The organism is Bacillus sp. FSL K6-0268, from assembly GCF_038005425.1.
Classification (GTDB): domain Bacteria; phylum Bacillota; class Bacilli; order Bacillales; family Bacillaceae_G; genus Bacillus_A; species Bacillus_A thuringiensis_S.
Window position 1 is genome coordinate 1085526 of the sequence record NZ_JBBOTF010000001.1, and the last position, 14670, is coordinate 1100195.

The window sequence follows — 14670 nt, forward strand, 5'->3', positions numbered from 1 at the left end:
CATATTATACTAATACGACTCTATATCCATTAAATTATAATACTCAATATTAGGAGCTGATTTCATGGAAAAAAAGCCTATCGTGTTCAAAATCCCACCAAATTCAAAGCTAAAAGTTACATTTTTCGGTCCTTGTAACGAAGTAATTACAAATGTGTCTATTATTAATCAACTATGCACCCCAAAATGTCAAACTATCACGCAATATCCAGACTTTAAGAAATATGTAACTGAAGTACGATCGTTATCCCGTTGTTAGTCCGCATAATGCACGATTTTCACAACTTTGTTACCTAAAATAACTGAGAAAGAAAATGACTGCATTCCTAGACTAAAATTACTCATTTTATGATATTCCATTGATAATTCATTGATTTTTTACACGTTTTTATTAAAAGGACATATATTATCGTATGGAGATTATCCACTCATAAAACCTATCTTTCTTTGGAGCGTACTTATTATGTATGCTCTTTTTTTATGTAACCGTCCCCTTCTAAATTGACCAACAATATATTAAAATTCTTTATGTACTCAAGGAGGTCAAATATGTTCAAGCTGCATCCAATACTACTCATCTTAGGATTGATTTTGTTTTTATATAGTGTAATCGCCTTTATGTTATTCTTTTCAGTGTACTAGCATTCCCTACACAAATTTATGTTCAATATGTAATTTCTATATAGTAAAGAAAAAACGTAATGATGCGATCTTTTATGTATTTCGTCTTTCTTGTTCTATAAAAAAACTAGTAAACTTACTAACACTGAGTTTTCACAAGCATGTTACTTATTTACATATTATTTTTTTCATTATCTGAATAAGGTTAAAGCCTCTACAAATTAAACTACACTTTACCTGTTTACTTATATATTTTAGAAAAACAATAATAATCCCCCACCATTTGGTAAGGGGATTAACTAAACCTACTAAAAAACATTTAATGATCTGTTTTATTTAATTGGAGAAGGAAATCTTGCCGCTTCAAAGTGAACCGTATTTAAACCATTAACATTTTGTACAATTACGCCCGCAATACTACTTTCTACAAAAACTTCAACTGAATCTCCTGCTTCTAATTGAAGAATAGTAGTTACTGAAACATCATTATTAAAAAATACTCCTGTTCCAAAGAAATCATTATCTATCGCTATTGCTAGATTTCCATTTACACGAATTTCTACTCTAGCTCTGTAATTCACATTAAAATCATTTGGAGAAAATGTTATATTTCCTAATACACTATATACCCCTCTAGTTTTCGGAGTGAAAATGGATGTTACTGGATTATATTCATTCGCTAGATCAAATTGTTCATTTTGAAATAATACTTTAACAGGAGTATTTGCTAGAACAGGTTGATTAACTGTATTCACAGCTCTAAATGCCGATGCCCTTACAAGCTCCTCTTTCTTATCATCACAACACTTCACCTTTACATACTTCCTATCACATTTACTACTTTTTCTATAACAATCATGACTTTCCTTTTTGTAATCTTTACAATACTTACAGTAATAATAAGACATAGTTAGTCCCCCTTTACACTTATTTTTATATAGTATGCTATATAGATTAGAATAGCTTGGACGACCTGTTACTATTTTTAATAGAGTAAAAAACCCTCACCATTTCGGTGAGGATTTACCTTTAAGCTTCTGTAAACTCAATGTTTAATGACTTTATTTAATCGGAGAAGGAAATCTTGCTACTTCAAAATGTGCACCATCTTCTAAAGGACTTAAAACTCCATCTATACTACTTTGTGCATAAACCTCAACTTCATCCCCTGCATTCAATTGAACAATCGTCGAAACACTTACTACATTTCCAAAACTTATTGGACCAAAAAAGTCATTATCTATAGCTATCGCTGCGTTTCCATTCACACGAATTTCTACACGCGCTCTATAATTTAAAGTTGGATCGTTTGGAAAGAAACCAATCGTTCCAATAATAGAATATACTCCTTTAGTCTTCGGCATAAAAATAGATGTTGCTGGATTATACTCATTCGCTAAATCAAATTGTTCATTTTGAAATAACACTTTCACAAAAGTATTAGCAGGAACATTTTGATTCACAGTATTTCTAGCTCTAAATGCCGATGCTCTAACAAGATTGTCCTTGTTATCATGGCACTTACTAGTGTTCTTACAACAATCATGGTGCTTCTTTTTATACTCCTTACAATACTTACAGTAGTAATAACAAGACATACTAATTCCCCTTTCAAACTTATTACTACATATTATGTAAGATTGATTTATAAGGTTTGGACTAGCTATTTTTATTGTTCATAAGGGCGCTATTAACCTGCACCCTTATTTATATACACCACTTCATTCCTTACTAGTTATAAGTTGTATACAGTTCCATATGGAATAGTAAGAAAAGAACTTCCATACGGTGTAACATGATGTACTGGGTAAAAATACTCTACGGATGAGTAATATGGTTGTACTCCTTGCTGCTGCATTTGCATTTGTTGTTGCATTTGTAATGCTTGTTGAATAGCTTGGACTGTACTTTGTGCTCCACTATACGTTATAGACGTACCATACGCTGGTCGCATGCCAGCTTGAGAATTAAAATATGAATAAAACATGATTTTCAACTCACTTCCATATAATTTGTTACAAATTATATTATGATTCTTTATTTCAGTGGGTACTATAAAGCTAGTCCGCTCGCTTATATTCAAATGACAAAATAAAAAAGTAGCTGCTAGACTACCTCGAATTCTTCTTATCACCAAATGAAATGATATACATATTCTCCTGTTACACGCTCATCAATTCCCGCAACCCTAACGAACCTCAGTAAATCCGCCCCTTGAAGAAAATATACCGAAATCGTAACCGGTACTTGTGACCACATGAATTGATAAAGCTCATTCACTCTCTGATTCGTCGTAACAATTAAATCATTTACAGGTCCATGATTCCATGCAGAGGTTTGAACTGAAGTGAAAGAAAGATCTTTTCCATTAACCACTATTCTTGATACGCTTTGAGTTATGTCCACAATAATCCCCTCCAACATTACAAAAATCGGACCTTTTTTAGTTCATATTATTATAAATATTCTTAACTGCAATAAATGTTTAAGGCAAATCCCTAATAAAATTTTTTTATTAATATCCCTTAATTCCCATTACAATCATATAATTTCTAACCTTATTCAATTTTTGTAATTAAAATAAAAAGGCATCTTAATTAGATGCCCTTTACTTATCTTTTAATACAATTCTACTGTTAAAATAGCGATGCCGCATCTGATACAAGCGATAGAATCCTTAAGTTTATGAAACATACAAGAAACATCTTTATCTTCCCATGATAGAGAATTATTCAAGCTTAGGTTATTTATTGCAGTAAATAATCTAGAATTCAATTATTTGTTTTTTCTTTCTTGTTTTCTTTTTAAATAGGCGAAACTTTCTAATAATAAAAACAGACGATTTAATGTAAATGGTAACCCTGCAATTCAGAAGTTTGACACAATCCTGGAAAAAGCTTATAAAGAAAAGTGAGGTTCCGTTATTTTCACACTTAGAAGTGCAGTCATGTTATATACAAGTTAAAATACAGTTTTATAAGTGTGAACGAACTACAAAACTAAAAAACAAATAATAAGTTTGCAACATGTTTGCAAATACGAATTTTGCATATAAATTCGTGTAATATTGAAAGGAGTTTTACTTATGAAAGAAATTAAAACAGAACAAGAATTCAAAGACATCATCGCAAGCGAGGAGCCAGTAGTTGTTAAGTTCTTTACTACATGGTGCCCAGATTGCGTACGTATGGACAACTTTATCGGAGATGTAATGGAAGAGTTCAATAAATTTGAATGGTATTCTATTAATAAAGATGAGTTTCCAAGTATCGCTGAAGAGTATCAAGTAATGGGTATTCCAAGTTTACTTGTATACCAAAATGGTGAGAAGCTAGGCCACTTACATAGTGCTAATGCAAAAACTGAAGAGCAAGTTACTGAGTTTTTAGAAGCATACTAAAATAAAAGCCCTCTGGAAAATATTTTTCAGAGGGCTTTCATCTGTTTTCACAATTATCTTTTGATGTTTTTCATCGTTTAATGAATTACACCCTGTCATTATAAGAATAGTACATAGTAAGAAAAGTATTCGCTTCTTCATCCATCTACCCTCCTATCTCTTTAGTAAATAAACTCTAATTAGGTTCACACCCTGACTTTGTACTTTTCAACATATTTTTCCTTCACGAAACTTTGTTATCCCCTTCTTAAAAAGCTATAAAACGTCAACAATGTTTGTATAGACCCACACGACTTTCGTTTGATACTCTATTTATAGAAAGAAATTCCTTTAAAGAAAGGTGAGTGATTAAAATGGATACTCTTTCTCATAAAGAAGCTGATAAAGGTGCTATTGTCAGCATTATGGCCTACATATTTTTATCCTCTATGAAAATCATCATCAGTTATATTACCCTCTCTAGCGCATTACGTGCTGACGGTTTAAATAACTTAACGGATATCGGTGCTTCTTTAGCGATATTAATTGGTCTAAAAATATCTCGTAAACCTCGTGACCCAGATCATCCGTATGGGCATTCACGGGCCGAACAAATCGCATCACTTGTTGCGTCCTTCATTATGGCAACAGTCGGATTAGAAGTTGTTATTAGTGCCATTCAATCTTTCTTAAATCCGAAACAAGCAGCACCTAATGTACTCGCTGCATGGGTTGCTTTATTTTCTGCTGTCGTTATGTACTGCGTGTATTTGTATACGAAAAAAATTGCAGCACGAACAAAAAGTAAATCACTAGAAGCTGCTGCAAAAGATAATTTATCAGATGCACTCGTAAGTATCGGTACTGTAGTAGGTATTGTCGGTTCTCAGTTCCAAATGCCTATTTTAGACCCTATTGCCGCTTTAATTGTTGGTCTTATTATTTGTAAAACTGCATGGGAGATTTTCGTAGAATCTTCTCATATGCTAACAGATGGAATTGATCCTGATAAAATGGAGGAATACGCTGATGCTATTGAGCATATTGGCGGTGTGGAAAACATTGTAGATATTCGAGCACGTATGTACGGGAATCAAACGTACGTTGATATTACAATTGAAGTAGATGCTCGTATGGATGTTGGAGAAAGTCACTGTATTACCGACAACATCGAAGCTATGCTTCGCAAAAAGTTTGGAATTTACCATGCACACATTCATGTTGAGCCAATGAAAAAAGAACCTATTATGACATAGGTTCTTTTTTTATGAACGTTTTATGGAATATAACACATAAAACGAGCCAGCTACCGCCAGCTGCCCATCCTGCTAATATGTCAGATGGATAGTGCACGCCAAGATATATTCGGCTAACTGAAATAGATAATACAACAAAGCTTGCTATAAGAATAATTAGCAATTTTTTATGCAACGAAATACGATCTTCAGTAATTGTGACGTATGCAATAAATCCTAAAAAAGCCGTAGCATTCATCGTATGACCGCTCGGAAAACTATATCCAGTTGCAGTAACAAGCTGCGTAACATCAGGTCTTGCTCGTTCGTACCATAGTTTAAGCAGACTGTTTAAATAACGAGATCCGTAGTAATTAATTGTTAGAAGCAATGCACTAAGCAACTTTTTTCTAACGAGAAAATACATTACAAGAATAATGAGTAATGGGAAAAATATCCTTTTGGAACCAATAAAAGACACCCAAGTAAAATAGGTCGTCAAATAATCGTTTCGAAAGCTTTGAATAAAATGTGCGACTATATTGTCAAAATTCTCAATACAAGCGGTATGATACGAAAGTGATAATACGACAAAACAAATGAGTAACGTAAAACTTAGCAAGTATAAATGTCGATATCGTTTCACATACATAACCTGTTATGAAGTGACCTTTGTCAATAGTTTTTCACCCATAATATTTTTCTTGATGGCATACAAAAGCTTCAGAAATAAGATCTATCGACAGTTAACCACTCTGTTATTCGTGGATTGGTTACCTCAGGTTAATGGTTCGTCGTTAGGCTCTTATAATCTCACTGCGTGGATCACACCTTTTCAAATTCTAATAAATAGCTTGTTTATCAGAATTTCAGCCATGCCAGAAGAGGTGAGTCATAGATAGCCAGACCTGTAATTCACTATCTCTGAAGCTCATCTATGCCATCAATTGATACCTTTGATTTCTAACTATGAATCAATCAACTTCATATCCTTCCCTCTTTATTTTCGGTGAATTTTACCTGTTTCTAATCCCCATATAAAACACCCCAGTTCTCTTGCGATAGCTGTAACGGCAACATTTCTAGGCTTCCCTTGATATATCATGCGATAATATTTTCTTTGTAACCTTTCTACAGCCTGATCCGCATAAGCAATCACTTCGCTTCGTTGCCCTTTTTGTCTTGCTTTCACTCGCTTCGATTTTAATCCGATTGCTCCTTTTACCAACGCATTTGCACATTCTACAAGAGTAGACCTAACGGTCGAATTTCCTTGTTTTGTAATCGAACGTCGACTGATTTTCTCTCCACTTGAGCTTTCGCTTGGCGTCAATCCTACATAAGCCATAAATGCTTTAGCCGTGGGAAAACGAGTGAAGTCTGCAATTTCCACATGAACAGTCATTGCCGATGTTGTATCTATACCTTTTAAGCATCTTAACTTTGCGATTGGTTCTTCGTACCTTTCACGATGAGATAATTCTTCTAATCTCAAACTGAACCGCTCAATTTTATCGACTAGAACATCATACTGTAATAGGTATTCGCCTAACGTTTCTTTGAATAATCCTTGTAGATCAAGATTCTTTAACCATTTCATATAAGCGATTGTCCAGCTTGATTTCCCTTCATACACATAGCCATGTCTTAAAAGGAATGCTTTTATCTGTTGTTTTATTTTTTTCAAAGATGTTTTAAAATCACCTAACATGCGGATATACTCTTTCACGGCAACATCCTCTTCTTCTGGAACATATACTTCTTTATAGGTGCCATTTGCTAAATTAAGAGCAATCATTTTGGCATCGAATTTATCATTTTTCACCATTTTGTTTTTTGATGAACTGTACATTGTTGTGGGAGCTAAAATATCACAATCAATTCCATTTTGTTCAAGAAGATTATGAAGTGAATACCCTAAACAACCAGCCTCATATCCAGCTTTAATTTTTATATCTTCACCATATTTTGTTTTCAGTTTCTCAACGAATTTTTTTACGAGAGATACATTTGAAGCACATCGTGCTTCTCTTACAATTTCCCCAGTTGTTCCGTGTAGTGCACATAAGCTAAAACTTTCCTTGTGGACATCCATCCCAATATATATTATATTTTCCATAGTGGCCTCCTATTATCATAGGGTATAACCCCATTCATAATGTTTTCATTCATTATTATGGGTTAAAATCCCTGACTTGATAATCTAGGAGGTCACTTCATATTATCTCACTATGCAAAAAAATGGAGCGGTTGTTTTAGTTTTCCTCTCCATTCCTTTTTTATGCATAGTTTATTAAAAAATATAATTATTAATTTTTTGCTTCATCTCAGGGATATCTTCTCTTGTTACGGTAAAACGAATCACCTTCTCATCAAGATCAAGCGCCTCAGCGAATAATCCAGCTAAACCACGAGATTTTCTATCTACTTCCATAATAATTTCTAGTCGATCGTATGCACGTGGCAAGATTAATAATTCTAATTCATCTAATTTCCCATAATACTCTCCAGAAACTGGAATAAACTCAAATTCTTGTGCGAATGGAACTTGCTTACGTAATCGATGCGGTAATTCTTCACATTCTATATGACGTGCTTTAAACCCTAATTCATTTACACTATCTAAAACACTACTTAATAATGCATTGGGTAACACTTGAACGTAGTCGCGGTCACTTGGGTCTATACTATGTTTAATATCAAGACCTGTATGAATCCAAACCGTTTTCATATCAAGTGTAAGTGGTGCTTCAATTGGCATTGGAAAAGAAAATGGAATTTCAACTTTTTCATTCGGTTCTATAGAAAATGGTTCTGTTAAGCGTACTCGCTCTAAATCATACGTTGCTGTTACTTTTTTATCATCCACTTCTCGTACATACGACGTCGATAATGTTAAGTAAATGCTTTCAATTTGCTGGCTAACTGAACCTCCAGTTATATGAACATTTCCAACTATTTCTTCCCCAACAATATACTCATCTTTTTCAAGAACAGTATCTACCTTTGCACTCCCAATACCAACGCTTGCTAAAAACTTTTGAAACATGGAGTCTCCATCCTTTCTAAAGCAGAAGCTACATCTTGTTTTAAATCTTGTACATTCTCATAGTACGGCGTTTTTATTTGTAACATTCGCATAAGCATTTCGCGATTATAATTTTCCAAAGTTAATTCTTCGTACCATGGTTTTTCCTGTTTTTCATTAGATTCATATCCTGCATATAATAAAAATAACGAGAAATGACCGAGTGCATAAAAGTCGCTACGAAAGTGGACTTCTCGCATCAAAGCTTGTTCACCTTCGTAAGTTGTAGCTCTCTCATCACCCTCACCTTTCCATTTAGCCAATCCAAAATCAATAATACTAATTTGATTTTCTTTCATTAATATGTTTGGAATGCGTAAATCTCGGTGAATAATGCCTTCACTATGAAACACCGATACAATTTCTAATATTTCATATAAAATCTCAAAAACTTCACGTTCTGTATATACATACCCATCTATGAAAATATAATCTTCAAAATTTTTACCAGGCATGTACTCCATCACAAAGAAGCTCTTTTTCTCCCATATGAAATGATCATACAGACTAGGAATTGCATGATGATTTAATGTTTGTAAAATCATTTTCTCTTGTTCAAATGATTTTCTACCAGACTCATATCTTTGTTTACTTTGTCTTAATTGTTTTAAGACTTTATATCTATTTACTTGTAAATCATTAACGACATATGTGACCCCATAACTGCCCATTCCAATTACTGATTCAATTTTATAACGTTCTGCAACAATTGTATTTTTCCGCAGTGGTCTATCAAATAATGCTAGTACACGACGCCATTTCATCAGCTACTTGAAAAGAAGCTACGGCTTTTACGTTTTCTTTTATAATGTTGATGTCCATAACCAGATGAACGTCGTTTATAATCGCTACTTGAATACGAGCGCCCTCTACGACGGTAATCACTACTTGAATACGAACGATATTTTTTCTTTCCTAATAAAGAATCAATAATTTTTTTGAACATCCCTTCACCTCTTGAGTAAAATTTCATTTTAATTATACCAATAATTATTGACTATATTTGTGACAGGTTTGTAAAGAGTAAAAAAACGACGAGTTATGCCCGTCGTTACTTTCATTCATCCTCTTCATCAAAAACTTCATCAATCATGCATTTCTCTAATAAATACTCAAATGTAATATCTGCGAGATCTTCAATTTCTTCTCGTTTCGGGACGTACCCTCTTTCAATTAGTTGCTCATAAAAAAACTCCGCAATCTCTTCCGTATCAATCACGACTTCAATTTCCTTCATGAGCATCACTCCTTTATTTCTGTTTTATGAAAAAATCTCAAAATTATGTATATGAGATTAGAAAAATAGATTTTATTTTTTTATAGGTCATAAGCTTTGGACGAGATGCATACGATTGTAGTACAAGCTATTCAAAGGGGGAAATAATAATGGAAAATCAATATGAAGTAGGACAAACAAAAGAAGAGTTCATGCATGAAGATCAATGGGCAGACTCTCTTATAAAGTGGCTTTTTATTTTTTTAATAATTGTAGGCATACCTTATACTGCATATGTTGTTGTTCAATTTATTCTCTCTTTCTAGTTAACTATTTTTTCTCTGTCAATTTAACTAAATAATTATGAACAACATCCATTACAATTTTATATTCTTCATCTTTAAATGTATCGAACAATAATTGATAATCGTTATAAATATCAAGTAATCCATCAATGATTTCTTGACGATTCGTCTTAACACTCACTTTTTTCGAGTTGTTAATTGACTTTAACTTACCTAAATCTAATTTATTCATACCTGCTTTATCTTGTTTCAGTTTCTTCAAAATTGCATTTGCCGTTTGAGCATTGGCAAGTAACGTTAAATCTGACTCATCCGCTTCTAACCATTCACCATCCGTAATCCGTGACAATTCATAAATTGTATCTTCCCATGCGTCATTCTTATATCTCCATACTTCTGTACGAAAACCAACAATACGGAAAACATCTTTATCATATCCAGTTACTTGCACAAGATCACCAAACGTGAAATTATAATTTAATTCAATCCACTCCGTATCGCCCTTCTTCATATCTTGCTCTGTAACGTGCTGCAGCGTTTGCTCTACGTAAAATCCATCGTGATTATTGACTTCGTATACATAAACTCCATCTAAAACCTTCATATTTGTGATTTTCCCAACGGTTCCATATAGCGTAATCACGACTATGTCCCCTACGTTATATTTAGGTTGTTTTTTTCTTGCCATCTCTATCTCTCCTTTTTTTGACGTCGTGATTTTGATAACAGTATATGCAACCTACATAAAAACGCTTATCACAGAAGCTTATATTCATAAATTTTTTCAATAAAAATTATAATCTTATAAAATTTACGTTACACTCAAAAGAAAAGCTAGTAACTAGACTAGCTTCAAATCAATAAAAAAACATACAGAATACTTCACTTTAAATAAAGTAATGTATTCTGTATGTTTTCAAATAGTTTTTATCTATCTTGTATGTATAAATCCCAGGCTTCATCAAATATAGACATACTTTCTAGCATTCCGCTCAACTCTAAGTATGAACTAATTTCATCATAGTCTTCAGATTGCTTCGGAAAACTTAAATCATCATACATCGCCTCTGCTAAATCTGAAATTTCATTTCTAAATAAAGCTGCACGATGCTTCATCATATAATGGTAAAATGTCTTTTTCAAAAATATTCCCTACCTTTCTAACTTGGGTACATTATACAAGGCAAAAAAGAAAAAAACCAGCATAAAAGCTGGTTAAAAGTCGAAGTAATTTCTTTTTAATAGACGTGGTCTTCCCATTAATTCTTCATATGTTAGTTGTTTTGGTAAATCTTTCGTATAAATTAAAAATAACTGATCTTCAATTTCTTTTACTGTATGGTCTGATTGATAGTCCATCCCGCACGAGGAACAAGAAATACATGGTGTCTTTTGGATTTCAATGGCTTTCGTACCATCTGGTAATTCCCAATATACAGTATTCAAGCTTTCTTTCGCTTCTGTACTGTCACACCACATACAATTCATACTGCATCACCCTCAGTTTTTTTGTCGTTTTCTTCTAATTTAGCCATTTGTGCTTGATATTTTTTATCTTTTAATTGATCACGCTTATCACGTTTATCTTTTAAAGATGCATGAGTATCATTATCTTCGTAGTCTTTACGACGGTTCATACGCTGTAAGTCGTCTGGAACGAGGTTAAATTTCTTATCGCTCATAAGACCTGCGATACCAACATCTGAACGTTTTTCTTCGTAGTTCGGATAAATCTCTTTAAAGTATCCTTCCGCTCTTCCTGGAATATAGCTCTCTGGCTCTGGATACGTCGTAATAACACCTTCAAAGTTACGAAGTACAACTTTATCTGCACTTTGTGAGATTAAATAGTTTGGTTGAAGTGCAATTTTACCGCCTCCACCTGGCGCATCAACAACGAATGTCGGAACAGCATAACCAGATGTGTGTCCACGTAAACCTTCAATAATTTCAAGACCTTTAGATACTGGTGCACGGAAGTGACCGATACCTTCAGATAAATCACATTGATAAATGTAATATGGACGTACACGGATTTTTACTAAGTCATGCATAAGTTTTTTCATAATTGGAACGCTGTCGTTAATACCAGCTAAAATTACTGCTTGGTTTCCGACTGGAACACCAGCATTCGCTAACATTTCACATGCCTTTTTCGATTCTTCAGTAATTTCAATAGATGTATTGAAATGTGTATTTAACCATACTGGATGGTATTTTTTAATAATGTTACATAAATTTTCTGTAATACGTTGTGGGAATACTACTGGTGCTCTCGTTCCGATACGAATAATCTCAACATGCGGAATCTCTCGTAAATTTTTTAATACATATTCTAAAATTTTATCGTTAATTAGAAGTCCATCACCACCGGAGATTAATACATCTCGTACTTGTGGTGTTTCACTAATATAAGCAATCGCATCATCTAATTGTTTCTTCGGTACACCCATTCCAATTTGTCCACTAAAACGACGGCGTGTACAGTAACGACAATACATAGAACATTGATTTGTTACTAAGAATAGTACACGGTCCGGATAACGATGTGTTAGCCCTGGAACTGGTGAATCTTCATCTTCGTGAAGCGGATCTTCTAAATCATATTTTGTTTTATATAACTCTTCCGAAATCGGTACTGATTGCATCCGAATCGGACAGCGTGGATCATCAGGATTCATTAGCCAAGCATAGTACGGTGTAATGTTTAACGGGATCGTTTTCGTTGAAATTTTAACGCCCTCTTCTTCTTCAGGTGTTAAGTTAATTACTTTTCTTAAGTCATCTAACGTTTTGATCGTATTCGTTAATTGCCAAACCCAATCATTCCATTGCTCTTCAGTAACATCTTTCCATAATTCGATATCCTTCCAGTGACGATTTGGTTTGTATACATCATGTAACATTGCTATTCCCCCTCGTATATTAATATTTAAGCCCTATCTCAGGCTTAGTTTTTCTCTCTAATAAGAGTCCAGTAATAAAGAAAATACTTGGACGTCTCAAGATATTTCTAGATAATGGTCTTAGGATCATTTGGGACAATTCTGTATTCCCCTGTGGATTTACCACACGAAAAGAGTGTTTCTCAGTGAACGCGCGGGGCTCCCTACTCGCAGGCTGAGCAGCCTGATCCTCGAACCTAGATGTTAGTAGCTCTAGGGCGGCTTTCGATTCAGGACTAGCTCTTATACACGAGGTTGTTGGTCGGCGTACACACTAGAGATATCTCGAGACGTCCAAGCAATGATTCTAAATCGAAAGGAGGTCTCTTACGTGAGATTATTTGTTGGTCTAGATGTAAGTTCGTTTGATATGAAAGTTTGCTTTTTAAATGGTGAAGGAGAAAAGCTAGATTCTTTTTCAGTCAGTAATGACTTACCAGGTGCACAGGTACTTAAAGAACGATTATTACAGTGCACAACCAATCAAGAGGTTGAAACTTTAAAAATCGGCTTAGAATCTACATCTGTTTACAGTTTTCACCCATCCATGTTTCTCCATCATGACGAAGACTTAAAAAGATTTGGCACAAAGGTATTTCTTCTAAATCCAAAACAAGTCGCAAACTTCAAGAAAAGTTATTCAGACATGAATAAGACTGACGAAATTGATGCCTTTGTCATCGCTGATTATTTACGATTTGGGCGAAATCAAATGTCCATCGTGAAAGAAAGTCAATACGTGGCATTACAGCAATTAACAAGAGCTCGTTATCAACTCGTTAGAATGTTGACAAAGGAGAAACAACATTTTCTACAACACCTAAGTTATAAATGTAATACGTTCTCACAAGAAGTCGATTCTTCTATATTTGGTAACGCCATGATGGAATTGTTCCTTGAAAAATTCAGTCTAGAAGAGCTAGCTGACATGCCTTTAGAGGAACTCGCTGAGTTCCTACAGGAAAAGAGTAAAAATCGATTTGGTGACCCGAAATGTGTCGCATCAACCATTCAAAAGGCTGTTCGCACGTCGTACCGTTTAGATAAGGTGGTAGAAGACTCAATCGATATTCTTTTAGGAACATCAATCGAAATCATTCGTACCTATCAAAGACAAATTAAAGAACTAGAAAAATCTATTAAGCGGATCATGGCTGGATTAACGCAAACATTAGAATCCATTCCTGGAATCGGGCCTATATATGCCGCTGGTATTATCGCTGAAATTGGCCAAATCGAAAGATTTGACGATGAAACCAAAATCGCAAAATATGCCGGGTTATATTGGCGTACATACCAGTCTGGCCGGTTCACCGCTGAAAATACTTCATTATCTCGTAATGGGAATCATTACTTGCGGTATTACTTAGTTGAAGCCGCCAACTCTGTAAGAAAGCATGTATTGGAATACCAAGAATATTACGCAAAAAAGTATAATGAAGTACCAAAACATCAACACAAACGTGCACTCGTTCTAACCGCAAGAAAATTTGTGCGATTGGTGGATGCGCTACTACGTAATCACCAACTCTTTACGCCTGAAAGGTGTGTGAAAGTGTGACATAAAACTTGTCATCGCTACCTTTCAATCAATTCCAGTATTTTACATGCGGTGCTGGTCTAGTTTCGTGATGTCTTTTTTAAGCAATTTGTCCTTTGATAACTTCAAAATATATTATTTTTCAGTTGACATACTACCGCAGGTCTTTTTATACGCTCATCCTTTATATAAGCAATAGTTATGCCAACTTTACATTGTTGATAAGTAAATGTGCGGAGAACCCTATTACATAAGCGAAAAAATATTTTTAAGCGTTGTATGAAATCAATACTTAACATTATATTCATTACTTTTTATATATGTAAACGCTCTTTTATTCG

Annotated in this window: 19 protein-coding genes; 5 read left to right on the forward strand and 14 right to left on the reverse strand. The window is 34.2% G+C overall.

Features of this window, described 5'->3' with window-relative positions; genetic code table 11:
* Positions 1-64 precede the first annotated feature (64 nt).
* Positions 65-259 (forward strand): hypothetical protein, encoded by a 195-nt coding sequence (locus tag MHI28_RS05370; RefSeq protein ID WP_000412557.1) that lies wholly within the window; start codon positions 65-67, stop codon positions 257-259.
* 694 nt (positions 260-953) lie between these two features.
* Here the strand turns inward: MHI28_RS05370 and MHI28_RS05375 are convergent.
* The 4 genes from MHI28_RS05375 to MHI28_RS05390 form a co-directional block, all read right to left on the reverse strand.
* On the reverse strand, positions 954-1529 hold the full coding sequence (locus MHI28_RS05375; RefSeq protein ID WP_000122941.1) for a hypothetical protein: 576 nt from the start codon (positions 1527-1529) through the stop codon (positions 954-956).
* Between the two features lie 153 nt (positions 1530-1682).
* The gene (locus MHI28_RS05380; protein ID WP_002162813.1) at positions 1683-2219 is read right to left on the reverse strand and encodes a C1q-like domain-containing protein; all 537 of its coding nucleotides are present in this window, start codon (positions 2217-2219) and stop codon (positions 1683-1685) included.
* Positions 2220-2356: 137 nt separating this feature from the next.
* Complete coding sequence (locus tag MHI28_RS05385) at positions 2357-2608, reverse strand: DUF3947 family protein (protein ID WP_000500101.1); 252 nt, start codon at positions 2606-2608, stop codon at positions 2357-2359.
* Between the two features lie 143 nt (positions 2609-2751).
* A complete protein-coding gene (locus MHI28_RS05390) occupies positions 2752-3027 on the reverse strand; it encodes a hypothetical protein (protein ID WP_000355694.1) in 276 nt (91 codons plus the stop codon).
* A gap of 679 nt (positions 3028-3706) precedes the next feature.
* On the opposite strand from MHI28_RS05390, the gene MHI28_RS05395 reads away from it, so the two are divergent.
* Both MHI28_RS05395 and MHI28_RS05400 read left to right on the forward strand, forming a co-directional pair.
* On the forward strand, positions 3707-4021 hold the full coding sequence (locus MHI28_RS05395; RefSeq protein WP_000658787.1) for a thioredoxin family protein: 315 nt from the start codon (positions 3707-3709) through the stop codon (positions 4019-4021).
* A gap of 353 nt (positions 4022-4374) precedes the next feature.
* Positions 4375-5256, forward strand: a complete 882-nt coding sequence (locus MHI28_RS05400; RefSeq protein ID WP_000380385.1) for a cation diffusion facilitator family transporter — start codon at positions 4375-4377, stop codon at positions 5254-5256.
* Here the strand turns inward: MHI28_RS05400 and MHI28_RS05405 are convergent.
* From MHI28_RS05405 to MHI28_RS05430, 6 genes are all read right to left on the reverse strand, one after another.
* On the reverse strand, positions 5246-5881 hold the full coding sequence (locus tag MHI28_RS05405) for a phosphatase PAP2 family protein (RefSeq protein ID WP_002082842.1): 636 nt from the start codon (positions 5879-5881) through the stop codon (positions 5246-5248). The genes MHI28_RS05400 and MHI28_RS05405 overlap by 11 nt on opposite strands.
* A gap of 354 nt (positions 5882-6235) precedes the next feature.
* A complete protein-coding gene (locus MHI28_RS05410) occupies positions 6236-7354 on the reverse strand; it encodes an IS110 family transposase (protein WP_277548338.1) in 1119 nt (372 codons plus the stop codon).
* 174 nt (positions 7355-7528) lie between these two features.
* Positions 7529-8284: a sporulation protein gene (locus MHI28_RS05415; protein WP_000486635.1), complete on the reverse strand. Its 756-nt coding sequence runs from the start codon at positions 8282-8284 to the stop codon at positions 7529-7531.
* Positions 8266-9087 carry a serine/threonine protein kinase gene (locus MHI28_RS05420; protein ID WP_000872072.1) on the reverse strand — a complete coding sequence of 274 codons (822 nt, stop codon included), beginning with the start codon at positions 9085-9087 and terminating at the stop codon, positions 8266-8268. The genes MHI28_RS05415 and MHI28_RS05420 overlap by 19 nt, the downstream gene beginning before the upstream one ends.
* The gene (locus MHI28_RS05425; RefSeq protein ID WP_000473371.1) at positions 9087-9269 is read right to left on the reverse strand and encodes a hypothetical protein; all 183 of its coding nucleotides are present in this window, start codon (positions 9267-9269) and stop codon (positions 9087-9089) included. The genes MHI28_RS05420 and MHI28_RS05425 overlap by 1 nt, the downstream gene beginning before the upstream one ends.
* 111 nt (positions 9270-9380) lie before the next feature.
* Entirely contained in the window at positions 9381-9560 is a 180-nt protein-coding gene (locus MHI28_RS05430) for a YozD family protein (RefSeq protein ID WP_000658451.1), read from the reverse strand.
* Between the two features lie 149 nt (positions 9561-9709).
* On the opposite strand from MHI28_RS05430, the gene MHI28_RS05435 reads away from it, so the two are divergent.
* The gene (locus MHI28_RS05435) at positions 9710-9865 is read left to right on the forward strand and encodes a DUF3930 family protein (protein WP_000431485.1); all 156 of its coding nucleotides are present in this window, start codon (positions 9710-9712) and stop codon (positions 9863-9865) included.
* A gap of 4 nt (positions 9866-9869) precedes the next feature.
* Here MHI28_RS05435 and MHI28_RS05440 read toward each other — a convergent pair whose 3' ends face one another.
* The 4 genes from MHI28_RS05440 to ablA form a co-directional block, all read right to left on the reverse strand.
* Positions 9870-10532 (reverse strand): hypothetical protein, encoded by a 663-nt coding sequence (locus tag MHI28_RS05440; protein WP_000101498.1) that lies wholly within the window; start codon positions 10530-10532, stop codon positions 9870-9872.
* 239 nt (positions 10533-10771) lie between these two features.
* Positions 10772-10987 (reverse strand): YozE family protein, encoded by a 216-nt coding sequence (locus tag MHI28_RS05445; protein WP_000750717.1) that lies wholly within the window; start codon positions 10985-10987, stop codon positions 10772-10774.
* Between the two features lie 72 nt (positions 10988-11059).
* Positions 11060-11332 (reverse strand): YokU family protein, encoded by a 273-nt coding sequence (locus MHI28_RS05450; protein ID WP_000995766.1) that lies wholly within the window; start codon positions 11330-11332, stop codon positions 11060-11062.
* Positions 11329-12750 (reverse strand): lysine 2,3-aminomutase, encoded by a 1422-nt coding sequence (ablA, locus tag MHI28_RS05455; RefSeq protein ID WP_000902145.1) that lies wholly within the window; start codon positions 12748-12750, stop codon positions 11329-11331. The genes MHI28_RS05450 and ablA overlap by 4 nt, the downstream gene beginning before the upstream one ends.
* Positions 12751-13120: 370 nt before the next feature.
* On the opposite strand from ablA, the gene MHI28_RS05460 reads away from it, so the two are divergent.
* Positions 13121-14350: an IS110 family transposase gene (locus MHI28_RS05460; RefSeq protein ID WP_100909797.1), complete on the forward strand. Its 1230-nt coding sequence runs from the start codon at positions 13121-13123 to the stop codon at positions 14348-14350.
* Positions 14351-14670: the final 320 nt, after the last annotated feature.

Bases quoted from the DNA above. Each gene is read 5' to 3' on its own strand.
- MHI28_RS05395 (WP_000658787.1), top strand. From the start codon at position 3,707: ATGAAAGAAATTAAAACAGAACAAGAATTCAAAGACATCATCGCAAGC.
- MHI28_RS05375 (WP_000122941.1), bottom strand. From the start codon at position 1,529: ATGTCTTATTATTACTGTAAGTATTGTAAAGATTACAAAAAGGAAAGT.
- MHI28_RS05425 (WP_000473371.1), bottom strand. From the start codon at position 9,269: ATGTTCAAAAAAATTATTGATTCTTTATTAGGAAAGAAAAAATATCGT.
- ablA (WP_000902145.1), bottom strand. From the start codon at position 12,750: ATGTTACATGATGTATACAAACCAAATCGTCACTGGAAGGATATCGAA.
- MHI28_RS05415 (WP_000486635.1), bottom strand. From the start codon at position 8,284: ATGTTTCAAAAGTTTTTAGCAAGCGTTGGTATTGGGAGTGCAAAGGTA.
- MHI28_RS05370 (WP_000412557.1), top strand. From the start codon at position 65: ATGGAAAAAAAGCCTATCGTGTTCAAAATCCCACCAAATTCAAAGCTA.
- MHI28_RS05380 (WP_002162813.1), bottom strand. From the start codon at position 2,219: ATGTCTTGTTATTACTACTGTAAGTATTGTAAGGAGTATAAAAAGAAG.
- MHI28_RS05440 (WP_000101498.1), bottom strand. From the start codon at position 10,532: ATGGCAAGAAAAAAACAACCTAAATATAACGTAGGGGACATAGTCGTG.
- MHI28_RS05435 (WP_000431485.1), top strand. From the start codon at position 9,710: ATGGAAAATCAATATGAAGTAGGACAAACAAAAGAAGAGTTCATGCAT.
- MHI28_RS05430 (WP_000658451.1), bottom strand. From the start codon at position 9,560: ATGAAGGAAATTGAAGTCGTGATTGATACGGAAGAGATTGCGGAGTTT.
- MHI28_RS05400 (WP_000380385.1), top strand. From the start codon at position 4,375: ATGGATACTCTTTCTCATAAAGAAGCTGATAAAGGTGCTATTGTCAGC.
- MHI28_RS05410 (WP_277548338.1), bottom strand. From the start codon at position 7,354: ATGGAAAATATAATATATATTGGGATGGATGTCCACAAGGAAAGTTTT.
- MHI28_RS05450 (WP_000995766.1), bottom strand. From the start codon at position 11,332: ATGAATTGTATGTGGTGTGACAGTACAGAAGCGAAAGAAAGCTTGAAT.
- MHI28_RS05385 (WP_000500101.1), bottom strand. From the start codon at position 2,608: ATGTTTTATTCATATTTTAATTCTCAAGCTGGCATGCGACCAGCGTAT.
- MHI28_RS05420 (WP_000872072.1), bottom strand. From the start codon at position 9,087: ATGAAATGGCGTCGTGTACTAGCATTATTTGATAGACCACTGCGGAAA.